The organism is Streptomyces sp. NPDC053048 (genome assembly GCF_044547045.1).
GTDB lineage: Bacteria > Actinomycetota > Actinomycetes > Streptomycetales > Streptomycetaceae > Streptomyces.
The window spans coordinates 532,566-556,598 of the sequence record NZ_JBITZS010000002.1 but is presented as its reverse complement, the minus strand read 5'-3'; the positions used below and the strand labels follow the sequence as shown (position 1 = coordinate 556,598).

Sequence of the window (24,033 nt, the reverse complement as noted above, 5' to 3'; positions counted from 1 at the left end):
CCGGTCCTCCGGTCCTCCGGTCCTCCGGTCCTCCGGTCCTCCGGTCCTCCGGTCCTCCGGTCCTCCGGTCCTCCGGTCCTCCGGTCCTCCGGTCCTCCGGTCCTGCGGTCCTGCGGTCCTGCGGTCCTCCGGCCCTGCGGTCCTGCGGCCCTCCCGAGATCCGGGGCCCCGGCTGCCGAGGGCCCCCGCCTCCCGGCCCCCGCCCCCCCCGCGCCCCCGGGCTCCGGGCCCTGTGGCCCGCAGCCCGGAGCTCGGGGGGCCGGGGGCTTGCCCCCGGGAAACGGTGAAAGGGCGGGACCGGGGCCTCTCCCCCCGCCGCGACGGCGCGCAACCTCACGCACCGGACCGGCGGTGCCGTACCACCCGTACGGACCCGCCGACGGCACCCGAACCGGCCGTACCCCGACCGGCTTCGCCGGCCCGGCGTCAGGACACGATGTCCTTCCCCCGAAAGTGCCGGAACGCCAGTGCGACCAGCACCACCGCGTACGCCACCGACACCGCCGTGCCCTTCACCATCCCGCCCCACTCCATGTGCGGCTGCAGCGCGTCCGCCCACGCGTACTGCCAGTGGGCCGGCAGCAGATCCCGCCAGTGGCCCAGCGCCGTGACGGCGTCCAGCACATTGCCGACGATCGTCAGCCCCATCGCGCCGCCCACGGCGCCCAGCGGCGCGTCCGTGACCGTCGACAGCCAGAACGCCAGCGCCGCCGTCACCAGCTGGCTGACGAAGACGTAGGCGACGACGATCGCCAGCCGTCCCGTCGCCGTCCCCGCGTCCAGCGAGCCCCCCGAGGGGATCTGCAGCGGCCCCCAGCCGTAGGCGGCCGTGCCCGCGGCCAGTGCCACCAGCGGCAGCAGCACCATCGCCGCCGCGCTGAAGGCCAGAGCCACCGTCAGCTTGCTCACCAGCAGCCGGGCGCGCGGCACCGGGGCCGCCAGCAGATAGCGCAGCGAGGACCAGCCGGCCTCCGAGGCCACCGAATCGCCGCAGAACAGCGCCACCGGCACCACCAGCAGGAAGCCCGCCGAGACGAACAGCGTGGTGGCCGCGAAGTTCACGCCGGAGGCCGTGGCGGTGTCCATCAGCGTCACCCGGCCGTCGCGCCCGTTGGGGTCGCCGCCGATCGCGAAGGCCGCGATCAGGACGAAGGGCAGGACGGCCAGGACCGCCGCCATCACCAGCGTGCGGCAGCGGCGCAGTTGCCGGGCGGCCTCCACCCGCAGCGGCAGGGTGTGCCGCGCCCGGTATCCGGGTGCGGACTCCGGCGCCGCGCCCGCCGGGCGCGTGGTGCTGCTCGCCGTGCTCATGCGGAGCCTCCGATCAGGGTCAGGAACGCGTCCTCCAGCCGCCGGTGCGGGCCCACGCTCGACACCGGGATCTCCAGCCGGACCAGTTCCGCCAGCAGTTCCGGTGTACTGGCGCCGTCGAGCCGCACCAGCAGGCCCTCGTCGGTGCGGATCGCCGAGGCGACGCCCGGCAGGGCGGCCACCTTGTCGGTCATCACCTCCGACAGCCGGCTCGCCACACCCACCAGCAGCGTGTCGCCCGAGCCGACGATCTCCGCCACCGGTCCGGCGCTCACCAGCCGCCCGCGGTCCATCACCACCAGGTGCGTGCAGGACTGCTCGACCTCGGCCAGCAGATGGCTGGAGACGATGACGGTCCGGCCGGCGGCCGCGTAACGGATCATCACCTCGCGCATCTCCCGGATCTGCGGCGGGTCGAGACCGTTCGCCGGCTCGTCCAGGATCAGCAGGTCCGGCAGCCCGAGCATGGCCTGCGCGATCGCCAGCCGCTGCCGCATGCCCTGGGAGTACGTGCGTACCGCCCGCTCCAGCGCGGGGCCGAGGCCGGCGATCTCCAGGGCCTCGTCGATGTGCGCGTCCTCGGCCGGGCGGCCGGTCGCCCGCCAGTACAGGTCCAGGTTGGCCCGGCCCGACAGGTGCGGCAGGAATCCGGCCCCCTCCACGAACGCCCCCACCCGTGAGAGCACGGGCGCGCCCGGCCGGATGGAGTGGCCGAAGACCCGGATCTCGCCCGCGTCCGGGCGGATGAGGCCCATCAGCATGCGCAGTGTGGTCGTCTTGCCCGCGCCGTTCGGCCCCAGCAGCCCCAGCACCTGGCCGCGCTCGACCCGGAAGGACAGATCCCGCACGGCGTACCGGTCGGCGGACTTGGCGTAGCGCTTGGCGAGCCCGGTGATCTGCAGCGGCACGTCGGCCAGTGCCGGGTCCGGCGCCGGTGCGGTGGTGCGCCGGCGGCCCGTCAGCAGCACGGCGGCGGCGACGGCCACCGCGCCCAGCGGCAGTCCCCACGTCCACCACGGCAGCGCGGCAGAACCGGTCCGCACTCCGGGCGCGGTGGGCACGCTCAGGCCGTCGCCCGCCAGGGAGACGGTGTACGTGGCCGGCCGGTCCGGCGAGGCGTAGCCGAGGTCGGTGGCGGCCAGCACCAGCCGCATCCGGTGCCCGGCCTCGAAGGTGTGGTCGATGGCCGGCAGCCGCAGCTCGACGGTGCGGCCGCCCTTGGCGTCCGAGACGCGCACCGGCGTCACGAGCTGGCCGGGCAGCTGCTGCTGCCCGCCCGGCCCCACGTCGTAGACCTTGGCGAACAGCACCGCCTCGCCCGTGTCCGAGGCCACCTTCACCTTCGCGGTCGGCGAGCCGGTGACCCGGACGCCCTCGGTGAGCCTGCCGGACTCGAAACGGGCGTACTGGCCGGGGAAGTCGAGGGAGAGGCCGATGCCGAGACCCGACAGCCGCGCGGCCGCACCGCCGATGCCGGGCACGGCGGAGACGGCGGCCGGGTTGGCCCCGGCCGGGTTCGCGAAGGACTGCTTATCGCCGGTCAGGCCGACCGTGCGGACCTCGTTGCGCAGGCCGGGATAGGTGCTGCCGGTCGCGGCACGCAGCCGTGCCTTGCCGTCGGTGGTGTCGATGCCGCCGGTCCGGCTGACCCGGAAGGCGGGGCCGGTGCTCGTGCCGTCGTCGCCCTTGAGGTAGCGGTCGAACCACGCGCGCGTGCGTTGCTCGAGGCGCCGCTGCTCGCTCGCCATGCCGGCGTCGTGGCCGCCGGAGGCCCAGTCGACGGCGACGGGCGCGCCGTTGCGCCGGATGGCGGTGGCGGCCGCGTCGGACTGGTCGAGGGGGAAGAGGGAGTCGCGCTGTCCCTGCACGAGGAGCGTGGGGACCTTGATCCGGTCGGCCACCGCGGAGGGGCTGCGGCGCTCGAGCAGTTCGCGGGCCCTGGCGTCCGGCCGGCCGGCCACGGCCACCCGCTCGTACATCTCGCACAGCTCCTTCTCGAACCGCCCGCAGCCGGAGTCGGCCGGCCGGGTCACGGCGGCCTTGCCGCCGGAGCCACCCGCGCCACCCGCGCCACCCGCGCCGGTGGCTCCGGTGGATGTGGAGCCGGTGGTGAAGAAGATGCCGGACCAGAGCTTCTTGAAGACGTTGTCGGGGAAGAGCGAGTCGGCGAGGTTCCAGTAGGTGATCTGCGGGGCGATGGCGTCGATGCGCTTGTCGTGCCCCGCGGCGAGCAGGGCGACCGCGCCGCCGTAGGAGGCGCCCGCGATGCCCACGCGGGGATCCCCGGCCCGGTCCAGGCGCACCTCGGGCCGCTTGGCGAGCCAGTCGACGAGCCGGCTGACGTCGGCGACCTCGTGGCCGGGGTCGTTGAGGCCGATGCGGCCGGTGGAGCGTCCGAAGCCGCGCGCGGACCAGGTCAGCACCGCGTAGCCCTCGCCCGCCAGTTCCTCGGCCTGGGTGCGCAGGTCCTTCTTGCTGCCGCCGAAGCCGTGCGCGAGCAGGACGGCGGGTCGTGGGCCCGAGCCGCCGGCGGTGAAGAACGAGGTGTCGAGCCGGACGCCGTTCTTTCCGCCGTCCGGCCCGGCGGGCACGGTGACGATCCGGTCCTCGCGACGCACGGGCGGATCGCCACCGGTGGCCGTGGCCACGGTCCAGGTGCCGGCACCGGCGAGCACGGCGCCGGCGGCCGTGGCGGCGAACAGCCGCCGCCCGCGCGGGCGGGGGAAACGCAGCTTCATGTTCGAATGCTAAGCGGAGCCGCCGTCCGCCCCGTGGTCCACCCGCTGCCCGGCGGCCGTTCCGGCGACACCGCTCCCCCTTCAGGCCCGCTTCAGCCGCAGGGTGAGGATCTCGAACGGCCGCAGGGCGATGCCGATGCCACCGTCCGTCACGGCGGCCGCCGCCGTGGGACGTTCCAGCAGGTCGCAGACCGACGCCGACTCCACCACGAACCCCGCGCCCAGCCGGGTACGGACCCGCCCGCCCAGCGACTCGTAGAGCCGGACGACGACGTCACCGCTGCCGTCGTCCGCCAGCTTCAGCGCGGAGACGACCACCGCCCGGTCCCTGACCGTCACCAGCGGCTCCACCCCGGTGGCCCCCGGCACCCGCCGCTCCGGCAGATTGATCCGGTAGCCCTCCCGCACCGCGTCCGCCACGGACGCGCCCGGCACGAGCGCGTACCGGAAGCGGTGCGTGCCCTGGTCGGTGCGGGGATCAGGGAAGCGGGGGGCGCGCAGCAGGGAGAGCCGCACGGTGGTGGTCGTTCCGCCGTCACGCGCGCGTACCGTCCGCGTCACGTCGTACCCGTAGGTCGAGTCGTTGACGAGCGCCACGCCCCACCCCGGCTCCTCCAGTTGGACGAACCGGTGCGCGCACGCCTCGAACTTGGCGGCGTCCCAGGTGGTGTTGGTGTGCGTGGGGCGGTAGAGGTGCCCGAACTGGGTCTCGGCCGCCACCCGGTCGGTGCGCACGTCGAGGGGGAACGACGCCTTGAGGAACTTCTCCGTCTCGTGCCAGTCGACCTCCGTCTCGACGTCCAGCCGCCGCGCCCCCGGCGGCAGCGAGAGGCGCTGCTCGACCCGTGAGGCCCCGAAGGCCCGCACGACGCGCACCGCCCCGTCGCCGGCCGGTTCCACCGCCTCGGCGTCCGTCAGATCGGTCACCGTGTTGCGGTAGAAGCGGTCCACGTCCCACGCGTCCCACATGTTGGGGAAGTCCTGGTGCAGCTGCAGCAGGTTGGCCGCCGCGCCCGGCGCGATCGTCTCCCGCCGCGCCTCGAGGTCGTACACCGAGACCACCAGCCCGCGCCCGTCGATCTCGGCCCGCAGCAGGCCGTTGTCCAGCACGAAGCCCCCGCCCTCGCGTGGCTCCGCCGTGACCGGCGACGGCGTGCGGGCCCCGGCCGGGCGGGCGCCGTGCGCCGCCACGCCCTCGCGCCCGTGCGGTGCCGCGTTGAACACGACCGTCCCCGGCCCGTCCCCGGCCAGCGCCGCCAGCGCCTCGCCGATGACCGACTCGAGCTCGGCGGCCACCGCCGCGTACGTCCGCGCGGCCTCCCGGTGCACCCACGCGATGGACGTGCCCGGCAGGATGTCGTGGAACTGGTGCAGCAGCACCGTCTTCCACAGCCGGTCCAGCCGCTCGTACGGATAGGGGAAGCCGGCCCGCACCGCCGCCGTCGCCGCCCACAGCTCCGCCTCGCGCAGCAGGTGCTCGGAGCGCCGGTTGCCCTGCTTGGTGCGCGCCTGGCTGGTGAGCGTCGCCCGGTGCAGCTCGAGGTACAGCTCGCCCACCCACACCGGCGCGCTGTCGTACTCGGCGTGCGCCTTCTCGAAGAACGCCGACGGCTTCTCGAAGACAACCCGCGCCGACCCCTCCAGGTCCGCCAGCCGCTTCGCCCTCGCCAGCATCTCGCGCGTCGTACCGCCACCGCCGTCCCCCCAGCCCGTCGGCGCGAGCGAACGGGTGGCGCCGCCCTTCTCCTGGAAGTTGCGGACGGCGTGCGCGACCTCCTGCCCCGAGAGCTGGGAGTTGTAGGTGTCGATCGGCGGGAAGTGGGTGAAGACGCGGGTGCCGTCCAGGCCCTCCCACCAGAACGTGTGGTGCGGAAACTTATTGGTCTGACTCCAGGAGATCTTCTGCGTCAGGAACCACTTCGCGCCCGCCAGCCTCACCAGCTGCGGCAGCGCGGCGGAGTACCCGAAGGTGTCCGGCAGCCACACCTCCTCCGTCTCGATCCCGAACTCCTCCAGGAAGAAGCGCTTGCCGTGCACGAACTGCCGCGCCAGCGCCTCCGAGCCCGGCATGTTGGTGTCCGACTCCACCCACATGCCGCCCACCGGCACGAAGCGGCCCTCCGCGACCGCCTTCTTCACGCGCGCGTACACCTCGGGCCGGTGCTCCTTGATCCACGCGAACTGCTGTGCCTGCGACATGGCGTAGACGAAGTCCGGCTCGTCCTCCAGCAGCGCCGTCATGTTGGAGGTGGTACGAGCCACCTTGCGCACCGTCTCGCGCAGCGGCCACAGCCACGCCGAGTCGATGTGGGCGTGCCCCACGGCCGAGATCCGGTGCGCCGAGGCGTGCGCCGGCGAGGCCAGCACGCCCGTGAGCGCCTCACGCGCGCGTGCCGCCGTCCCGCCGACGTCCTGCAGGTCCACCGCGTCCAGCGCCCGCTCGACGGCCCGCAGGATCTCCCAGCGGCGCGGCGAGTCCACCGGCAGCTCGGCCATCAGCTGCCCCAGCACCTCCAGGTCCTGCACCAGCTCCCACACCGTCCGGTCGAACACCGCCAGGTCCATCCGCGCCAGCCGGTAGCGCGGGGCGTCGTCGGCCGTCTCCCGGTCGCCCAGCTCCGTCGGCACGAACGGGTGGTAGTCCAGGATCACCGGATTGGACGAGGCCTCGATGTGCAGCAGCACCCGCTCGCCGCCCGCGACCCGCTCGCCGACGCGCACCCACTGGTTGCGCGGATTGAGTCCCTTCACCGGCGAGCCGTCCGCACGGTAGACCAGGCCCTCGCACTGGAAGCCCGGCATGTTCTCGTCGAACCCCAGGTCCAGCAGCGCCTCGACCGTACGGCCCGCCCAGCGCTCCGGCACGGTCCCGGAGACGGTGAACCAGCTCGTCCCCCATGCCGGGCCCCACGGCGTCCCCACCGCGACCGGCGTACGCTCGGCCGCCAGCCCCTGCGCGACGGGCACGGGCTCGCCCGGCGCGTGCCACACGGACACCTCCAGCGGCACCGACTCGGGGTACACCGCCGGCCGGACGCGCTCGTCGAGCACCCGCTTGAGCCGGGCCTCGGTGATGGTGCGGTCGTTGTGCATGCCTCTCCTTCAGGGGATCCCGCCGGAGGCGCTACCAGCGGTACGTGACGGAAGCGGGGGCCGAGGCCGCGTACAGCTCGTCCACGGCGCGCACCTCGACACGGGTGGCCGCCTCGTCGGCCGTACGACGCAGCGCCGGAACGTAGTAGGCATGCCCACAGGTGCCGCCGAGGAAGCGGCGTGCCCCGCCGGGCAGCACCTGGTGCAGCTCGTAATGGCGCACGGGCCCGGTCGCCCGCCGGGAAGGCGCCCAGCCCAGCCGCAGCGCGGCGGTGCCCTCGGCGGTACGCGCGGACGCCGCCACCGACACGGCAGCAGGCCGCCCCGGGGCCGGGGGACGCGCGTCCCGCACCGCCAGCCCGCCCAGCCGCCACCGCACCGCCCCGCCGTCCGGGGCCGTCAGCCGGACGCCCAGCGCGTGCACCGTCCGGCCGCCCCGGCCCCGTCCCAGCAGCGCGCCGACGCGCAGCGTGGCCGTCGTCCAGCCGCTTCCGCCCGCGCGAAGAATGCCGGCCGGTAGGTAGGAGAACCGGTACGGCGGCTCCTCCTCGAGAGCCACCGCCAGCTCCACGCGGACGTCCGCCGAGCCGGGGTCGGTGCGGTGCGCCAGCTCCACCACGGTCGGGCGCGACAGCGGCAGCCGGCACGCGAACAGCTCGATCGTCGCCGGATCGCCGAGCACACCGTCCCCACCGTCCACCAGCAGGCTGCTGCCGCCCCGCCAGGCGTCGGCGAAGTCGAAGCCGACGGTCGGCCGCGCTCCCGCCGTGCGGATCGACCAGCGGCGGCCGGGCAGCCGGTCCTGCAGGCCCAGATGGTGCCAGGCGGCGTCACCGGTCCGCTCGCCCCGCTCGTACCAGCCGGTGCCGTGGCCGGTGTTGAAGGTCGTCGCGAACGGCAGCGCGGTCAGCGTGGAGCGGTCCGCGACGGACGCGGCCGGAGCACGCCACGGGCCCGAGCGGTCCGGGCGCGCCGGATCAAGGGACGGGCCGGACCAGAAGCGGTCGTCGCGCGCGTGGAAGGCGGCGGGGGCGCGGCCGTCCGGCGGAAGGCTCCTCCAGGTCCACTCGGGCCGGTAGAAGCCGAACGAGGTGACGTGCGGGCGGTCGGCCGGGACGACCGCGTCCCAGTCGACCCGGGTGTCCCAGCCCGCCGCCTCGACGTCGACGCCGGCCCACAGCTCGTACGGGTCGCGCTCCATGCGCCGGGCGAGCTCCGCGGAGGAGACGAGGCCGGAGCGGCCCCAGTTGAAGTTGAGGAACATGGTGTCGGCGCCGCGGAAGAACGGTGCGTTGTGCTCGTTGAGCGCGTTCTGCCAGGAGACGTCTCCGGAGACGGCCATCGCGTCGTACCAGGTGACGCGCAGCGCCCCGCCGCCCGTCGGGCTGTCCGGCCCGCCGTCCGTCCGGCCGCCCCTCCCGCCGTCCGTCCGGCTGTTCGCCCGGCCGTTCGTCCGCAGGTACGCGACGAAGTCCCGCATGTCCGCGCCGAGCCGGGCGTCCCCGCCGCCCGTCTCGGCGTTGATGAACCAGCCGTCGAAGCCGTACGCCCGTGCGACCCCGATCAGCTTGTCCGCGACCGGGAAGCCCACGCCTCCCGGGCCCCGGCGGACCAGGTCGCGCGTCCAGCGCAGCTGTCCGCCGTAGGCGACGGGCGGCAGGAAGACAGTGCCCAGGACGGGCACGCCGTTGCGGTGGGCGGCGTCCACGACGGGTGCGTTGGGCGCCAGGACCAGCCCCTCGCCGGACGATCCGCCCCAGAAGACCAGCTCGTCGAGGTAGGCCCAGTGGGTGAGCGCGTAGAAGTCGGCGGTCGGCGAGCCCTGCGACGGGTTGCCGGAAGTGGTGGCGAAGGAGACGAGGGCACTGACGCGGGCCTGGCCGGCGCGGGCAGTGGAGTTCGGGGGCGGGGGAGTGAAGCGCGGGGCGAGGGGGACGGTCGCCCTGTTGAAGGGCAGGTCCGGATCGTCCTCCGGCCGCCACGCGCTGAGGCTGCGCCAGCGGACACCGGGACCGGGCGAGCCGGAGGGGAGGCTGCCGGGATACCAGTAGGAGGCGTAGGGCTGGAGGTCGGTGGCGTCCGGCCCGGCGGGGCCGGCGGAGGCTGTGCGGGCCGCGGTGAGGGCCGCGACGCCCCCGACGCCGCCCGCCAGTGCCGCGCGGCGGGTGACGCCGGGGTGACGTGCCGAACGTGCCTGTCTGCTGTTCACGATGCCTCCTCGTCGGCAACCACCTACGACACCTGCTCGACCGTCAGGACGTCCGTGATGCCGCGCGCCGCCAGGTGCCCGGCGTCACCGGCCAGCTGCGCCAGTACCACCGCCGGCCGGACCCCCCGGGACGCGAGCGTCATCCACGCCTCGAAGAACGCCCCGCCCGGCGCGCACACCGACCGGAACGGCGCGTCCTGCGCATCACCCGCGTCGACGGCCAGCGCGACCCGGCGCGGCAGCGGCTCCGCGCGCCCCTCCTCCCGCCACTGCCTCACCAGCCGTGACATCACCTCCCCGGCGGGTTTGATGCGCCGGTCGTTGGTGAACAGGCCGAGCCCGTACTCGAGCTCCGGAAAGTCCGCGAGCGACCGGTCGACGTCATGGGAGCACCACCACGTGACGCCCCACACGCCCGGACAGTCGAGTGCGGCCTCGAGCGTGGCCTCGGTGAACTCCGCCGCCCGCTCGGGCGGAACGTGCGGAGCGGGCGCGCCGACCTCCTGCAGCCAGACGGGACGCGCGGCGTCCTCGGCCCACGCCTTGGACAGCTCGACGAGGTACGCGGCGTGCAGCGCCGTCGCGGCACCGGCGTGACCGTGGCGCTGGGCGGTGCCGTTGAACACCCAGGAGTGCACGGCCGTCATCGCCCCGATCCGCGCCGAGTGGGCAGGGGTGAAGGGGTGGGTGCCGTCGTGGAACGCGGCGTCGTAGGAGGCGTGCAGATGCGCCCGGCCCGGTGCGCCCCGCTCGCACGCGTCGAGCATGCGCCGCAGCCAGCGCCCGGCCTCGTCCGGTGCGATCCGGTCGGGGTCGGGGTGCGGACGGCCGGCGAACTGGTTGACCTCGTTGCCGACGGTCATCCCCAGGAAGTTGGGCCGGTCGGCCAGGGCGCCGGCGAGCGCCGACAGGTACGCCGCCTGCGCCTCGACGACATCGGGGTCGGTGAAGATGTTCCGGCGGTGCCAGGTGGTGGTCCAGGAGGGGATGAAGTCGAAGCCGGACAGATGCCCCTGCAGCCCGTCGACGTTGACGTCGAGCCCGCGTTCGGCCGCCGCGTCCACCAGCAGCACCAGCTGCTCGACGGCGCGCGGCCGGATCAGCGTGCGGTTGGGCTGGAAGAGCGGCCAGAGCGGGAAGACCCGGATGTGGTCCAGGCCGAGGACGGCGACGGAGTCCAGGTCGGCGCGGATGTCGTCCAGGTCGAAGTCGAGCCAGTGGTGGAACCAGCCGCGTGTGGGGGTGTAGTTGACGCCGAAGCGCATGGGACTCCGTTTCTTCTGCTTCTCGGGCCTTGACGGTTCTCAGGCCTTGACGGCACCCTCGCCGACGCCACGGAAGAAGTACCGCTGGAGGCAGGCGAACATCACGACGAGCGGGGCCACCGCGATGACCGTTCCGGCGGCGACGAGCCGGGGGTTCTGGGCGAACGTGCCGTGGAGGTGGTTCAGGCCCACGGTGAGCGTGAAGTTGTCCGGGTCGGACAGCACGATGAGCGGCCAGAGGAAGTCGTCCCAGGCCCCCATGAAGGCGAAGATCGCCACGACCGCGAGGGTGCCGCGTACCGACGGCAGCGCGATCCGGGTGAACCGCTGCCAGACGTTCGCCCCGTCGATCACGGCCGCCTCCTCCACCTCGTACGGCACGGCGGCAAAGGCGTTGCGCATGAGCAGGACGTTCAGGGCGCCGATGGACCCGGGCAGGACGACGGCGGTGAGCGTGTTGTTCAGCTGGAGGTCGCGCACCATCGTGTACTGGGCGATGATGATCGACTCCAGGGGCACCAGCAGCGCGAGGACGAAGGCGAGAACGGCGATCGCGCGGCCCCGGAAGCGCAGCCGGGCCAGCGCGTAGCCCGCCATCGAGGCGCCGGCGAGATTGGTGAGCACGCTCGCCACGGCGACCTGGAGGGAGTTCAGGGCGTAGTCCCAGACCGGGATGATCTCCGCGACCTCCGCATAGTTGCCCAGAGTGGGGTGTGCGGGCAGGAACCGCGGCTGCGAGGTGTAGACGTCCTCCGTCGTGCCCTTGAGCGAGGTGGACAGCTGCCACAGGAACGGGCCCACGGTCACGACCAGCACCGCGAGCATCAGGACGTACCGCAGCGCCTTCTCCCAGCCCGACGTACGGAGCATCACGCGTCCTCCCTGCGGTCCGCACGCAGCACCAGAAGCATCAGCAGCAGGGCGATGACGAAGACCACCAGGGAGAGGGCGGAGGCGTAGCCGACCCGGCCGTTGAGCCCGGTGCCGGTCCGCTGGACGAGCATGACCAGGGTGGTGTCCTGCCCGGCGGGGCCGCCGGTCGGCCCGGCCATCAGGTAGACCTCGGAGAAGACCTTGAACGCCGCCACCGACGACAGCGCGCCCACCAGCACCATCGTGGAGCGCACCGCCGGCACGGTGACGCTCACGAAGCGGCGCAGCGCGCCCGCCCCGTCCACGGCGGCCGCCTCGTGCAGTTCACGCGGGACGTTCCCGAGCGCGGCGAGGTAGACGACCATGTAGTAGCCGAGGCCCTTCCAGATTGTCAGCGCCATGGCGCTGAGCAGCAGCAGCCACTCGTCGCCCAGGAACCGCACCGGCCCGGCGCCGAGGACCCGCAGGATGCCGTTGACCAGGCCGCGGTCGTCCAGCATCCACACCCAGATCAGGGCGACCACGACGACGGAGGCCACGACGGGCGTGTAGAAGGCGGAGCGGAAGAAGGTGACGCCGGGCAGCTGCTTCTGCACGAGCAGCGCCAGCAGCAACGGCAGCAGCACGGTGAACGGCACGACGAGCAGCACGTACAGGCCGCTGTTGCGCAGGGCGACCCAGAACTGTTCGTCGTCCAGCATGGCGCGGAAGTTGGCCAGTCCCACCCACTGCCCGGGAGTGAGGGTACGGGCGTCGGTGAACGCCTTGTGGACCGTGCTGAGGAAGGGGTAGAGGCTGAACGTGGCGACGACGGCGAGGCCGGGCAGCAGGAACAGCCAGGGGCTGGCGGCCCGGTGCGTACGGACGCGGCCGACGCGGCGTCGGGTTGCCCGGTGGTGAGGCACCACGCCGGTCAGCTCTGCTTGAGGAGCTTGTCGCTCTGCGCGGCCGCGTCGTCGAGCGCCTTTCGGGGCGGCTTCTTGCCCTGCAGGGCCTTGGCGACCTCGTTCCTGAGCACCGTCTTCATCTCGTCGCTCATCACCACGGGCGTGTAATTGACCGCGCCCTTGAGCATCCTCGCCGACGCGACCCGCACCCGGCCCGCGTCGGTGCCGTCGTCCTTCGTCCAGTACGGCTCCTCAAGCGACCCTTTCGTGCTGGGGAAGACGGCGACCTTGTGCGCGAAGTCCTCCTGGTTCTTCTTCCCGGTGACGAAATGGGCGAAGGCGATCGCGGCCGCCTTGTGCCGGCTCCGTTCGCTGACGGCCAGGCCCATCACATACATATTGGGCTTGCCGGTGTTGTTGGGCGCGTCCGTGATGCCGAGGCTGCGGTAGAGGCTGGGCGCGTTCTTCCGGAACGTCTCCAGATCGTGGGCGCCGCCGGGGTTCATGGCGACCTTCTGTTCCAGGAATTTCTGCCCCGCCTTCTCCGGGGTGTTGGTCAGCGCCTGCGGGTCGAGCCCGCCGCGGTCGTAGAGCTCCTTGTACCGGGTGAGCAGTTCCACGCCCTTGGGCTCGTTGTAGGTGAACTTCGTGGCGTCCTCGTTCATCAGCCGCACGCCGTAGCGGCCGAAGTCCTCGATCGAGGGCGCGCTCGCCAGCGTCGCGGTCCTCCCGCCCGTTCCGCCCGCCCCGCGGGCCATCCGGTGGGCGACGGCGAACAGCTCGTCGTAACTCTTCGGCGGCTTCTCGGGATCGAGACCGGCCGCCCGGAAGAGCGACTTGTTGTAGAAGAGCGGGCCGGTGTTGAGATACCAGGGGAAGGCGTACGAACCTCCCAGGCCCGGCAGCGCGTTGCCCTGCCAGGCCTCGGGCGTGTACTCGCCCTTGAATTTCGCCGCCGCCTTCTCCTTGTCCAGATTCATCAGCAATCCGGCCCTGGCCAGCGGATAGGAGAGATCGGGGGACACATTGACGACGTCCGGCAGCGTTCCCCCGCCTGCGTCCGCGCTGAGCTTGTCGGCGTAGTGCTCGGCGGGCTGGTCCACCCATTTGACCCTGACGCCCGGGTGCTTCTCCTCGAAGTCCCGGATCAGGCCGTCGAAGTAGTCCTTGAAGTTCGCGCGCAGATTCCAGGTCTGGAACGTGATGTCGCCCTCGGGTTTTCCGTCCGCCCCCGATCCGCCGCTGCCTCCCTCACCGCCCGATCCGCAGCCGGTGAGGACGAGGGCGGCGGCGAGGAGGAAAGGCACGGTGGTCTGTCTGGAACCGCGTACGGGCATGACGGACGAGCTCCTTCGATCGGGTCGGCAGGAGGCAGATCAAAACCTGCACCCGCGACGGGAGTCACGTCAATACGGGAGACAACGATGTCATGGTGGTGGCCGGGCTCGCCGTCGCCGCCGAACGCGGCGGACAGACCGGGTTCACTCGGCGGGGGAGAGGGACCAGAGCCTGCGCCGCGCCGTGCGGACCTCGCCGGTGGGCTCGACCTCGACGGTCTCGATCCAGAGGGTGGCGTCGGCGGGCAGTACGGATCCGGTGGCCGTCACCCGCTCCCGGACCTGCTCGCGGAACGCCGCCGGATCGCCGCCGGACGTCTCCGCGGCGGCGTACTCGCGGGACAGGCCCGCCGTGGAACAGCCCACGGTCGCCGGTGTGGGGTGGACTTCGGCGCCGTCCGCCGAGCGGAGAGTGACGACGTGCGAGGGGCGGTACGCGTCCGCGAACATCGGAAGGTTGGAGAAGGGATAGACCCTGTCGTCGAGAAGGAACGACAGCACCGCGCAGACCACGAAGACGACCACGGCGGGCAGGTGCTCATCGATACCGAAACCCTGGCCGGCGGCATACGGGAGCGGCAGCGCCGCCAGCCCGGCGAGCATGGCGTTCTCCCGGAAGTCGACGGAGAGCAGCCACCGGGAACTCAGATGGAACAGGACGAGGCCCGCTCCGATCGCCGCGCGGGGCCAGGAGCCGAGAAGCATGAGAGGCGCGCTGAATTCCAGCAGCAGCGCGGCCCACAGAACCGGCACTCCCCAGCGCGGCCGGTTCACCAGGAGCCGGACGGCTCCGGAGTGCCGGACGGTTTCGCCGTCTCCCGTCCGGAAGCGGGAGAAGAGGGTGAGATAGAAGGGGAAGAGCCGCCGGTCCGGCCAGCGCAGACCGCGTCTGCGCACTTTGGAGACGGCCGACACGAAGTAGTGCGCCGCCACGGCCCCCCACAGTCCCTGTGCGATCCACACGGTGACGCGATGCGGGTCGGCCCCATGACCGGCCGCGACCGCGGCCGGCCCGGTGCCGGCCGCCGCGAGGAGCGTCATTCCCGCCAGGTGCAGATGATGGTGCACCTTGAAGTGCCGGGTTCCGTCGTCGTCCTCGGTCACGTACCCGGCGAATTCCTGCGACAGATGGACCGTCGTGAGCAGTACGAAAACCCCGGCCATGACGACGACCGCCGGCACCTGAAGAACACCCGCCGTGAAGGCGCACCCGCACACCACCAGAATGACGGCGAGAACAACGCGCGTCCCAGGACGAGCCACCCGGCCGCCCACCGAGGCCCCCACCGTGCCCGGACGCCAGCCGGCCTCCCCTGCCAGTCCCCGCACGGGCTCCAGCGCGGCGATCAGAACCACGAGAACGAGCAGGCCCCGGAAACCGAGGTCCGCCAACGCCCCCGGCCCCCTCCAGGAACCACCCCACGCGTTCCAATCGAACAGCACTCGCGATTCCCCCAGTCGAAAGGACTTCGCCGGCACCGCTGAAAGCCACGACATCGTACTGCGCCCCCGCGGGCGTCCTCGAGAGGCTTCCAGCCGATTTGCCCCCACACGACCCCGCCCCGCCGCCCGCCCCCGGCTTTGCCGTGTTGTTTAATTGCGATCGGTTCGCAATAGCAATAGATCTTGAGTAGAGGTGTGGGCATGACGGCCCGGTCCATACGGGGAGTGGCCGCCACGGCCATGGCAGGCGTTCTCGCGGCGGGGGCGGCGGCCTGTTCGACGCCCGGGAGCGGGGACGGCGACGGAGCCGCCGGAGGGAAGGACTCGCTCGTCGTCGGGCTGGCCAATGAGCCCGAGACGCTCAGCCCGCTCCTCGGGTACGGCAAGGACGGGAACTCCAAGATCTTCGACGGGCTGCTCAGCCGCGACGCCGGCATGAAGCTGCGGCCCGCCCTCGCCGCCGAGCTGCCGAAGATCACCGATGACGGGCGCACGTACACCTTCAAGCTCCGCCAGGGCGTGAAGTTCAGCGACGGCAAGCCCTTCGGCGCCAAGGACGTGGTCTTCACCTACCGGACCATCCTCGACGAGAAGACCAACAACGCCGCCAAGGGCGAGCTCGACGCCATCGACAAGGTCACCGCCGAGAACGATGACACCGTCGTCTTCCGCCTGAAGTACCCCTACGCGCCCTTCGCCGAGCGGACCGTCCTGCCCGTCGTCCCCGAGCACGCGGCCAAGGGGCAGGACGTCAACACCGGCTCCTTCAACACCGCGCCCATCGGCACCGGCCCGTACGTCCTCACCGGCTGGAGCAAGGGCGAGAAGCTGACCTTCAAGGCCAACCCCGGGTACTGGGGCGGCGAGCCCGAGGTCAAGAAGCTCACCATGGCGATCATCAAGGACGACGACGTGCGCGCCACCCGGCTGCGCTCCGGCGACCTCGACGGCGCCATCCTGCCGCCGAACCTCGTCAAGGGCTTCAAGGGCGACAAGAACAAGCGCACCATCACGGCCCGGACCACCGACTTCCGCGGCGTCACCCTGCCCACCGCCAACAAGGTGACCGGCGACACGGCCGTCCGCCGCGCCCTCGACCTCGCCGTCGACCGCAAGGCCATGGTCGACAAGCTGCTGGAGGGCGCCGGCCGCGCCGGGTACGGGCCTGTGCCCACCGACAGCGAGTGGTTCACCAAGGGCACCGAGCGCCCCCACGACGTGGACAAGGCCAGGAAGCTGCTGGACGACGCGGGCTGGAAGCCCGGCGACGGCGGCGTCCGCGAGAAGGACGGACAGCGCGCCGCCTTCACCCTCTGGTTCCCCGCCGGTGACAAGCTCCGCGAGGAGCACGCCCTCGCCTTCGCCTCCGACGCCAAGAAGACCGGCATCGAGGTCAAGGTGCAGAGCGGCACCTGGGAGGTCATCGAGCCCCGCATGAAGGACGACGCGGTCCTCGCCGGCGGCGGCAACCCCGCCGACCCCGACTTCGACCTCTACAACCTCCTGCACTCCTCCCTCGCCCTCGACGGCTTCAACAACATGGCCGCCTACGCCAACCCCGACGTCGACAAGGCCCTGGAGGAGGGCCGGCGCAGCGGCGACAAGGCCGCCCGCAAGGCCGCCTACGACAAGGTCCAGCGCGGCCTCGCCGACAACCCCGGCTACGTCTTCCTCACCCACGTCGACCACCTCTACGTCATGAACGACGCGTGGCAGGACGTCACCACCCAGGTCGAGCCGCACGACCACGGCCTCGGCGCCGGCCCCTGGTGGAACGTCGAGGACTGGCAGCGCAAGAAGTGACACCGCGCACCGCCGGACTCCCTTGGGGGCCCATGGCGCGCATGGCGGGACGGCGGCTCCTGGCCGCCGTCCCGCTGCTCGCCGCCGTGACCTTCGGGGTCTTCGCCATCGCCGCCGCCTCGCCCTTCGACCCCGCGAGGGCCTACGCCGGGTCCGCCGGGCTCGGCGCCCGCCAGGACGTCCTCGACCAGCTGCGGCAGAACCTCGGCGCCGACCGGCCCTTCGTCGCCCGCTGGTGGGACTGGCTCGGCGCCGCCCTCACCGGCGACCTCGGCGACTCCGCCGCCCTGCGCCAGCCCGTCGCGGACGTCATCGGCGAGCGCGTCGGCTGGTCCCTCCTGCTGTGCGGCACCGCCTTCGCCCTCGCCGTCGTCGTGGGCACCGCGCTCGGCGTGCTCGCCGCCCGCCGCCGGGGCGGCCCGCTGGACCGGGCCGTCACCTCCCTGTCATACGCCCTCGAGGCGGCGCCGCCCTTCTGGCTCGGACTGCTCGCCATCTGGTTCTTCGCCGTCCGCCTCGGCGCGCTGCCCGCCGGCGGCCTCACCGACACGGGCACCGACGTCGCCACCGCCGGCCAGGTCCTCACCCACCTCGCCCTCCCCGCCGGCGTCCTCGCCGTCAGCCAGCTGCCGTGGTTCGTGCTGTACGTGCGCCAGGGCGTCGGCGACGCGCTCGCCGAGGACCCCGTGCGCGGCGCACGGGCCCGCGGCCTGAGCGAACGGACCGTCCTGCTCGGCCACGCCCTGCGGTCCGGGCTGCTGCCCGTCCTCACCCTCGTCGGATCCCGCGTGCCCGAGCTGATCACCGGCGCGCTGCTGGTGGAGACCGTCTTCAGCTGGCCGGGCATCGCCTCCGCCACCGTCCAGGCCGCCACCAGTGTCGACTTCCCGCTGCTGGCCGCGCTCACCGTGCTCGCCACGGCCGCCGTCCTGCTCGGCAACCTGCTCTCCGACCTGCTGTACGGGCTGGCCGACCCGAGGGTGGGCTGGGATGGCTGAACGCCGCGACCGGCGCCGGCCCCACGCGCCCACGAAGCGCCGGCTCTCCGCGCCCACGAACCGCCTGACCGTCCGCGCCCTCCTGGTCGCGGTCATCGTGCTGATCACCCTGGCCGTGCCACTGGCCGTCCCCCTCGACGAACAGGCCGTCGACCTGGGCGCCAAGCTCCGCCCCCCGTCCTGGTCCCACCCCTTCGGCACCGACGAGGTCGGCCGCGACCTGCTGCTGCGCTGCGTGTACGGGCTGCGCGTCTCACTGCTCGTCGGCGTCGTCGCCGCTCTTGCCGCGACCGTCATCGGCACGGCGGTCGGCGCGCTCGCGGGCGCCTTCGGCGGCTGGGCGGACCGCCTGCTGATGCGGCTCGTCGACCTCTTCTCCTCGGTGCCGCACCTGCTGCTCGGCATCTTCGTCGTCGCCATGTTCCGGCCCGGGATGTGGCCGGTCGTCGCCTCCGTCGCGCTCACCCACTGGCTGTCGACCGCGCGGATCGTCCGGGCCGAGGTGCTCTCGCTGCGCACCCGGCCGTACGTCGACGCCGCGATCTCGGGCGGCGCGTCCCGGTGGCGCGTCACCCTGCGGCACCTGCTGCCCGGCGTACTGCCGCAGGCGGGGCTCGCGGCGGTGCTGATGATCCCGCACGCCATCTGGCACGAGTCGGCCCTGTCGTTCCTGGGCCTGGGCCTGCCCACCCACCAGGCCAGCCTCGGGAACATGGTCAACGCCGCGCGCGGCTCCCTCCTGGCGGGCGACTGGTGGCCGACCCTCTTCCCCGGCCTGTTCATCATCGTCCCCACCCTGGCCGTCGCCGCCCTGGCCGCCGCCTGGCGCGAACGCCTCGACCCACGCCGCCGATCGGAGCTGACGCTGTGACCGTCCTGGACGTACGCGGGCTGTCGGTACGGTTCCGCATGCGCGGAGGCCGCGAGATCGCCGCCGTCACCGACGCGTCCTTCCGGCTGGAGCCCGGCGAGTGCCTCGCCCTCGTCGGCGAGAGCGGCTGCGGCAAGTCCGTGCTGGCGTCGGCGCTGCTCGGCCTGCTGCCCGCGAACGCCCGCACCGAGGGACAGGCCCTCCTCGGCGACCTGGACCTGCTCACCGCCGACGAACGCACCCTCGCCCGCACCGTACGAGGCCGCCGCGTCGGCCTCGTGCCGCAGAGCCCCGCCGCACACCTCACGCCCGTACGCACCGTGCGCGCACAGCTGGAGGAGACCGTCCGGGAGCTCACCGGAGCCCGCAAGGGCGACCTGCGGACCGCCGCCGAGGCCGCGGCGGAACGGGCGGCGTTCCCCGCGGGCCACCTCGACCGCTACCCGCACCAGCTCTCCGGCGGCCTCGCCCAGCGCGCCGCCACCGCGCTCGCGCTGGTCGGCGACGCGCCGCTGCTGCTCGCCGACGAACCCACCACCGGCCTGGACCGCGACCTCGTCGACCGCACCGTCGACGAACTGCGCCGCCACGCCGACACCGGCCGAGCCCTCCTGATGATCACGCATGACCTCGCCGCCGCCCAGCGGATCGCCGACCGCGTCGCCGTGATGTACGCGGGCCGCATCGTCGAACTCACCGGCGCCGACCGCTTCTTCGGCACGCCCGGCCCCCGCCACCCCTACGCCCGCGGGCTGCTGGACGCCCTGCCCGAACGCGCCTTCACCCCCATCCCGGGCATGCCGCCGGAGCTGGGCTCCCTGCCCGACGGGTGCGCCTTCGCCGCCCGCTGCGAGCGGGCGGGGGCCGCGTGCGAGTCCGTCCCGGCACTCGCCGACGAGGTCGCCTGCCACCACCCGTTCCAGGAGGCACCCGGTGCTTGAGCTGCGCGGCATCACCGCCGGATACGACCGGCGCGAGCCGGTCGTCCGCGACGTGTCGCTGACTGTCGGCGACGGCGAGGCCATCGGGCTGCTCGGCCCCAGCGGCTGCGGCAAGTCCACGCTCGCCCGCGTCGCCGCGCTGCTGCACCGCCCGCTGGCCGGAACCGTCGTCCTCGACGGCGAAGCGGCCCGCGGCTGGCGGCACCGCGCGCCGCGCGAGCAGCGCACCGCGTTCGGCGTGGTCTTCCAGCAGCCCCGGCAGTCCGCCGACCCGCGGCTGAGGCTCCACGACCTGATCGCCGAGCCGCTGCGCGCGGCGGGCCGGCGGGGCGAGGTGCCGGACCGGGTGGCGGAGCTGGCGGCGGCCGTCGGGCTCTCCGACGAACTGCTCGCCCGGCGCCCGCACGAGGTCAGCGACGGACAGCTGCAACGCGCCTGCCTGGCACGGGCCCTCGTGCTGCGCCCGCGTTGGCTGATCTGCGACGAGATGACCGCGATGCTGGACGCGTCGACGACGGCGGCACTCGTGGCCGTCGTCGAGGCGTACCGCCGTGAGAGCGGCGCGGGCCTGCTGGCGGTCGGCCACGACAGGGTGCTGCTGGAGCGGTGGTGCGACAGGACGGTGCGCTGGTCCTCGATCGCCCCAGGGGCGAAGCCCGGTGGTCCGCCCGAGCCGAGCGCTAGCGATGCCGCACCAGCGGAAACGGCAGCGTCTCCCGGATCGACAACCCCGTAAGGAACATCACCAGCCGGTCCACCCCGATCCCCAGCCCGCCCGTCGGCGGCATCGCGTACTCCAGGGCGCGCAGGAAGTCCTCGTCCAGCTCCATCGCCTCCGGGTCGCCGCCCGCCGCCAGCAGCGACTGCGCGGTCAGCCGGCGGCGCTGCTCGACGGGGTCGATCAGCTCCGAGTAGGCCGTGCCCAGCTCCGTGCCGAAGGCCACCAGGTCCCAGCGCTCGGCCAGCCGCGCGTCGGCCCGGTGGGGGCGGGTGAGGGGCGAGACGTCGGTGGGAAAGTCCTTGTAGAAGACCGGCAGTGTCGTCCGCTCCTCCACCAGGCGCTCGTACAGCTCCAGCACGATGTCGCCGCGCCCGTCCTGCGGCCGGTGCGGCACTCCCGCCGCGTCGCAGTGCGCGCGCAGCGCGGCGACCGTCGTGTCCGGGCCGATCTCCTGTCCCAGCGCCTCCGAGAGCGCGCCGTGGACCGTCTTCACCGGCCATGTCCCCGAGATGTCGTGCTCGACCGTCTTGCCGTCCGCGTCGAGGCGCACCGCCACCGGTGAGCCGTGGGCGGCGACGGCCGCCTGCTGGATCAGCTCGCGGGTCAGGTCCAGCATCACGCCGTAGTCGGCGAAGGCCTGGTACGCCTCCAGCATCGTGAACTCGGGGTTGTGCTTGTAGGAGACGCCCTCGTTGCGGAAGGTGCGGCCCAGCTCGAAGACCTTCTCCATGCCGCCCACGCACAGCCGCTTGAGGTAGAGCTCGGGGGCGATGCGCAGGTACAGGTCGAGGTCGTAGGCGTTGATGTGGGTGGTGAACGGGCGGGCGTTGGCACCGCCGTGGATCTGCTGGAGCATGGGCGTCTCGACCTCGAGGAAGCCGCGGTCCAGCAGGCCCTGGCGCAGAGCCTGCACCGCCGCGCTGCGGGCCCGTACGGTCCGCCGGGCTCGCGGGGAGACGGCCAGGTCGACGTAGCGCATGCGCACCCGGGTCTCGGGGTCGGCGAGGCCCCGGCGTTTGTCGGGCAGGGGGCGCAGGCACTTGGCGGTCATCCGGGCGCCGGTGACGAAGACGGTCAGCTCGCCGCGGTCGGTGGTGCCGACCTCGCCCTCGGCCTCGAGGTGGTCGCCGAGGTCGATGTGGGTGGCGAAGCGCCGCAGCAGCTCCTGGCCGGATCCGTCGCGGGTGAAGGCCAGTTGCAGGTCGCCGGACCAGTCGCGCAGCACGGCGAAGGCGATGCCGCCGTGGTTGCGGATCAGCAGGACGCGGCCGGTCACGACGACGTGCTCGCCGGTACGGGCCGAGGGGCCCAGCGCGCCGTGCGCCGCGCGGATCGCGGCCAGGGTGTGGGTGCGGCGGGCGTCGGCGGGGTAGGGGTCGACGCCCGCCGCCCGCAGCCGCTCCAGCTTCCGCCGTCGCACCCGCACCTGCTCCGGCAGCCCCGCGAGTTCGTCCGCCGCCGCTCCACCGGCGGCCGCGTCGCCGCTGACGAGGCCGAGTTCGGACAGCGAGGGCAGTCCGGCCGTGGAGGACGGACGCGCCCCGCCCCCGGCCCCGCGCCCCCGGCGCCACAGCTTGCCCAGACTGGGCACCGCGACGAAGCCCTCCGCGATACCGGCCGCGAGTCCGATCCGGGCGAGGGCGCCCGCGTCGGCGTAGCACAGGAAGCGGGGGTGCCATTCCGGGTTGTACTTGACGTTCGAGCGGTAGAGCGCCTCCAGCTGCCACCACTTGGAGAAGAACAGCAGCAGCTTGCGCCACAGCCGCAGCACCGGCCCGGCGCCGATGCGGGCGCCCTCCTCGAAGGCCGAACGGAAGACGGCGAAGTTCAGCGAGATCCGCTTGATGCCGAACCGTCCCGCCTGTGCGCACAGTCGCGTGACCATGAACTCCATCACGCCGTTGGGCGCCGCGCGGTCGCGGCGCATCACGTCCAGCGACACGCCGTCGGATCCCCAGGGGACGAACGACAGCAGCGCGATCATCGTGCCGTCCCGGTCGAACGCCTCGACCAGCAGGCAGTCGCCGTCGGCGGGATCGCCCAGGCGCCCCAGCGCCATGGAGAAGCCGCGCTCGGTCTCGGTGTCCCGCCAGGTGTCGGCACGCCGGATGACCTCGCCCATCTCCTCGTCGGAGAGCGCCGAGTGACGCCGCACGCGCACGGTGGCGCCCGTGCGCTCCACCCGGTTGACGGCCTGTCGGGTCACCCGCATCTCGCGGCCCTCCAGGTCGAAGGAGGCCACCTGCAGGACGGCCTCGTCGCCCAGTTGCAGGGCACCCAGCCCGGAGCGGGCGTAGGCGCGGGCGCCCTCCTCGCCGGCGCCCATGACGGCGGGCTGCCAGCCGTAGCGGCCGGCGAGCGCCAGCCAGGCGTCGACGGCCGGGGTCCAGGCCTCGGGGTCGCCGAGCGGGTCGCCGGAGGCCAGGCAGACGCCGGCCTCGACCCGGTAGGTGATGGCGGCCTTGCCGCTGGGGGAGAAGACCACGGCCTTGTCGCGCCGGGTGGCGAAGTAGCCGAGCGAGTCCCGGCCGCCGTAGCGGCCGAGGAGGGCGCGGATGCGCGGCTCCTCGTCGTCGTGCAGGGCGGCTTCCAGGCGTTGCGAGCGGAACAGCGCCATCGTCGCGTTGAGCAGCGCCAGGGCGCCGAACAGCCCGAGGACGAAGTACACCCAGTGCGGCGGATGCCCGGTGAAGTGCGGGCCACTGACCAGGCCGCCGCACACCTTGTTGACGACGAACAGCAGGCGGTTGCCGCTGCCGGACTCCAGCGTGCCCGGGAACAGCGACACCAGGCCCCAGCCGAGGAGGACGGCGACGGCGAGCGACGCCGCGAGGACGAGCAGGGCGCGCAGGAACGCGCCGCGCCGCGAGGCCGCGTAGAACTCCCGCCGGGCCAGGACCAGCAGCGCCATCGCGGCGGCGCTCAGCACCATCGAGGGGATCATGTCCCAGTAGCCCACCGCCGCCAGCAGCGCGTCCGCGAGCAGCAGGAGGGTCAGATAGCCCAGGACGAACCAGAGGGTCACTCGCTTGCGGGCCGCCGTCGCCGTGGCGAGCAGCAGCAGGAAGACGGCGAGGGCGAGGTTGGGGGCCGTGGGCACGGTCAGCAGGACCAGCGCGTCCGTCACCGGCGTGGCGGCGCGCCGCATCGGGGGGATCAGCGCGGTCACCGCGCAGAAGAGACCGAGCAGCGCGAAGACGATCGCGAATCCGTTGGGCACCCGGTGCAGGAAGCGCTGCCAGGCGCTCTCCCGCCCGGGGTCGGGGACCGCCGTCTCCCGCACCCCGGCCTCGGGCGCGGTCGCGGACCCGCGCTCCCGGACTGTGCGGCTCATTCCGTCAGCCTAGGCACGCCGGGGCGTCGTACGCCTGTCGTGCGTCTGTCGAACGGCGTGCGACAGCCGGGCGGCGGCTTTCCGTGCGCTCGCACACCCGGCTGTCTCCCGTTCCACGGCCGAATCGGTGATTTCCTACCCGAATGGAGTATGCCCGGCGCCCCGGTCGCTGCGGTGGGATGAGCGAGACTGGCCGTCAACCGCCGCTC

At 73.2% G+C, this 24,033-nt stretch carries 15 protein-coding genes; 5 read left to right on the top strand and 10 right to left on the bottom strand.

The window, feature by feature from the left end; all coding sequences use genetic code 11:
• Nucleotides 1-426 precede the first annotated feature (426 nt).
• The 9 genes from ACIG36_RS07310 to ACIG36_RS07270 form a co-directional block, all read right to left on the bottom strand.
• Nucleotides 427-1,311, bottom strand: coding sequence for an ABC transporter permease (locus ACIG36_RS07310; protein ID WP_399923364.1), 885 nt, complete (start codon nucleotides 1,309-1,311; stop codon nucleotides 427-429).
• Nucleotides 1,308-4,049, bottom strand: a complete 2,742-nt coding sequence (locus tag ACIG36_RS07305) for a CocE/NonD family hydrolase (RefSeq protein WP_399923361.1) — start codon at nucleotides 4,047-4,049, stop codon at nucleotides 1,308-1,310. Before ACIG36_RS07305 ends, ACIG36_RS07310 begins: the two co-directional genes overlap by 4 nt.
• Before the next feature lie 81 nt (nucleotides 4,050-4,130).
• The gene (locus tag ACIG36_RS07300; protein ID WP_399923358.1) at nucleotides 4,131-7,142 is read right to left on the bottom strand and encodes an alpha-mannosidase; all 3,012 of its coding nucleotides are present in this window, start codon (nucleotides 7,140-7,142) and stop codon (nucleotides 4,131-4,133) included.
• A 31-nt stretch (nucleotides 7,143-7,173) separates the two neighbouring features.
• Nucleotides 7,174-9,351, bottom strand: a complete 2,178-nt coding sequence (locus tag ACIG36_RS07295) for an endo-beta-N-acetylglucosaminidase (protein ID WP_399923355.1) — start codon at nucleotides 9,349-9,351, stop codon at nucleotides 7,174-7,176.
• Nucleotides 9,352-9,374: 23 nt separating this feature from the next.
• Nucleotides 9,375-10,616, bottom strand: coding sequence for a glycosyl hydrolase (locus ACIG36_RS07290; RefSeq protein ID WP_399923352.1), 1,242 nt, complete (start codon nucleotides 10,614-10,616; stop codon nucleotides 9,375-9,377).
• A gap of 39 nt (nucleotides 10,617-10,655) precedes the next feature.
• Nucleotides 10,656-11,486: a carbohydrate ABC transporter permease gene (locus tag ACIG36_RS07285; protein ID WP_399923350.1), complete on the bottom strand. Its 831-nt coding sequence runs from the start codon at nucleotides 11,484-11,486 to the stop codon at nucleotides 10,656-10,658.
• The gene (locus ACIG36_RS07280) at nucleotides 11,486-12,397 is read right to left on the bottom strand and encodes a carbohydrate ABC transporter permease (RefSeq protein WP_399923347.1); all 912 of its coding nucleotides are present in this window, start codon (nucleotides 12,395-12,397) and stop codon (nucleotides 11,486-11,488) included. The genes ACIG36_RS07285 and ACIG36_RS07280 overlap by 1 nt, the downstream gene beginning before the upstream one ends.
• A gap of 5 nt (nucleotides 12,398-12,402) precedes the next feature.
• On the bottom strand, nucleotides 12,403-13,713 hold the full coding sequence (locus ACIG36_RS07275; RefSeq protein ID WP_399923344.1) for an ABC transporter substrate-binding protein: 1,311 nt from the start codon (nucleotides 13,711-13,713) through the stop codon (nucleotides 12,403-12,405).
• Nucleotides 13,714-13,857: 144 nt separating this feature from the next.
• Nucleotides 13,858-15,105: a hypothetical protein gene (locus ACIG36_RS07270; RefSeq protein ID WP_399923341.1), complete on the bottom strand. Its 1,248-nt coding sequence runs from the start codon at nucleotides 15,103-15,105 to the stop codon at nucleotides 13,858-13,860.
• A gap of 252 nt (nucleotides 15,106-15,357) precedes the next feature.
• Between ACIG36_RS07270 and ACIG36_RS07265 the strand changes: the two genes are divergently transcribed.
• The 5 genes from ACIG36_RS07265 to ACIG36_RS07245 are packed head-to-tail and all read left to right on the top strand — an operon-like array spanning nucleotide 15,358 to nucleotide 20,505.
• A complete protein-coding gene (locus tag ACIG36_RS07265) occupies nucleotides 15,358-16,959 on the top strand; it encodes an ABC transporter substrate-binding protein (protein WP_399923338.1) in 1,602 nt (533 codons plus the stop codon).
• Between the two features lie 32 nt (nucleotides 16,960-16,991).
• Nucleotides 16,992-17,957 carry an ABC transporter permease gene (locus ACIG36_RS07260; protein ID WP_399923336.1) on the top strand — a complete coding sequence of 322 codons (966 nt, stop codon included), beginning with the start codon at nucleotides 16,992-16,994 and terminating at the stop codon, nucleotides 17,955-17,957.
• Entirely contained in the window at nucleotides 17,950-18,828 is an 879-nt protein-coding gene (locus tag ACIG36_RS07255) for an ABC transporter permease (RefSeq protein WP_399923333.1), read from the top strand. The genes ACIG36_RS07260 and ACIG36_RS07255 overlap by 8 nt, the downstream gene beginning before the upstream one ends.
• A 38-nt stretch (nucleotides 18,829-18,866) precedes the next feature.
• A complete protein-coding gene (locus ACIG36_RS07250; protein ID WP_399924003.1) occupies nucleotides 18,867-19,769 on the top strand; it encodes an ABC transporter ATP-binding protein in 903 nt (300 codons plus the stop codon).
• Nucleotides 19,762-20,505, top strand: a complete 744-nt coding sequence (locus ACIG36_RS07245) for an ABC transporter ATP-binding protein (RefSeq protein WP_399923330.1) — start codon at nucleotides 19,762-19,764, stop codon at nucleotides 20,503-20,505. Before ACIG36_RS07250 ends, ACIG36_RS07245 begins: the two co-directional genes overlap by 8 nt.
• Here ACIG36_RS07245 and lysX read toward each other — a convergent pair.
• Nucleotides 20,450-23,824: a bifunctional lysylphosphatidylglycerol synthetase/lysine--tRNA ligase LysX gene (lysX, locus tag ACIG36_RS07240; protein WP_399923327.1), complete on the bottom strand. Its 3,375-nt coding sequence runs from the start codon at nucleotides 23,822-23,824 to the stop codon at nucleotides 20,450-20,452. The two genes, ACIG36_RS07245 and lysX, sit on opposite strands and share 56 nt — an antisense overlap.
• Nucleotides 23,825-24,033 lie beyond the last annotated feature (209 nt).

Bases quoted from the DNA above. Each gene is read 5' to 3' on its own strand.
- ACIG36_RS07310 (WP_399923364.1), bottom strand. From the start codon at position 1,311: ATGAGCACGGCGAGCAGCACCACGCGCCCGGCGGGCGCGGCGCCGGAG.
- ACIG36_RS07305 (WP_399923361.1), bottom strand. From the start codon at position 4,049: ATGAAGCTGCGTTTCCCCCGCCCGCGCGGGCGGCGGCTGTTCGCCGCC.
- ACIG36_RS07300 (WP_399923358.1), bottom strand. From the start codon at position 7,142: ATGCACAACGACCGCACCATCACCGAGGCCCGGCTCAAGCGGGTGCTC.
- ACIG36_RS07290 (WP_399923352.1), bottom strand. From the start codon at position 10,616: ATGCGCTTCGGCGTCAACTACACCCCCACACGCGGCTGGTTCCACCAC.
- ACIG36_RS07285 (WP_399923350.1), bottom strand. From the start codon at position 11,486: ATGCTCCGTACGTCGGGCTGGGAGAAGGCGCTGCGGTACGTCCTGATG.
- ACIG36_RS07275 (WP_399923344.1), bottom strand. From the start codon at position 13,713: ATGCCCGTACGCGGTTCCAGACAGACCACCGTGCCTTTCCTCCTCGCC.
- ACIG36_RS07265 (WP_399923338.1), top strand. From the start codon at position 15,358: ATGACGGCCCGGTCCATACGGGGAGTGGCCGCCACGGCCATGGCAGGC.
- ACIG36_RS07260 (WP_399923336.1), top strand. From the start codon at position 16,992: ATGGCGCGCATGGCGGGACGGCGGCTCCTGGCCGCCGTCCCGCTGCTC.
- ACIG36_RS07255 (WP_399923333.1), top strand. From the start codon at position 17,950: ATGGCTGAACGCCGCGACCGGCGCCGGCCCCACGCGCCCACGAAGCGC.
- ACIG36_RS07250 (WP_399924003.1), top strand. From the start codon at position 18,867: ATGCGCGGAGGCCGCGAGATCGCCGCCGTCACCGACGCGTCCTTCCGG.
- lysX (WP_399923327.1), bottom strand. From the start codon at position 23,824: ATGAGCCGCACAGTCCGGGAGCGCGGGTCCGCGACCGCGCCCGAGGCC.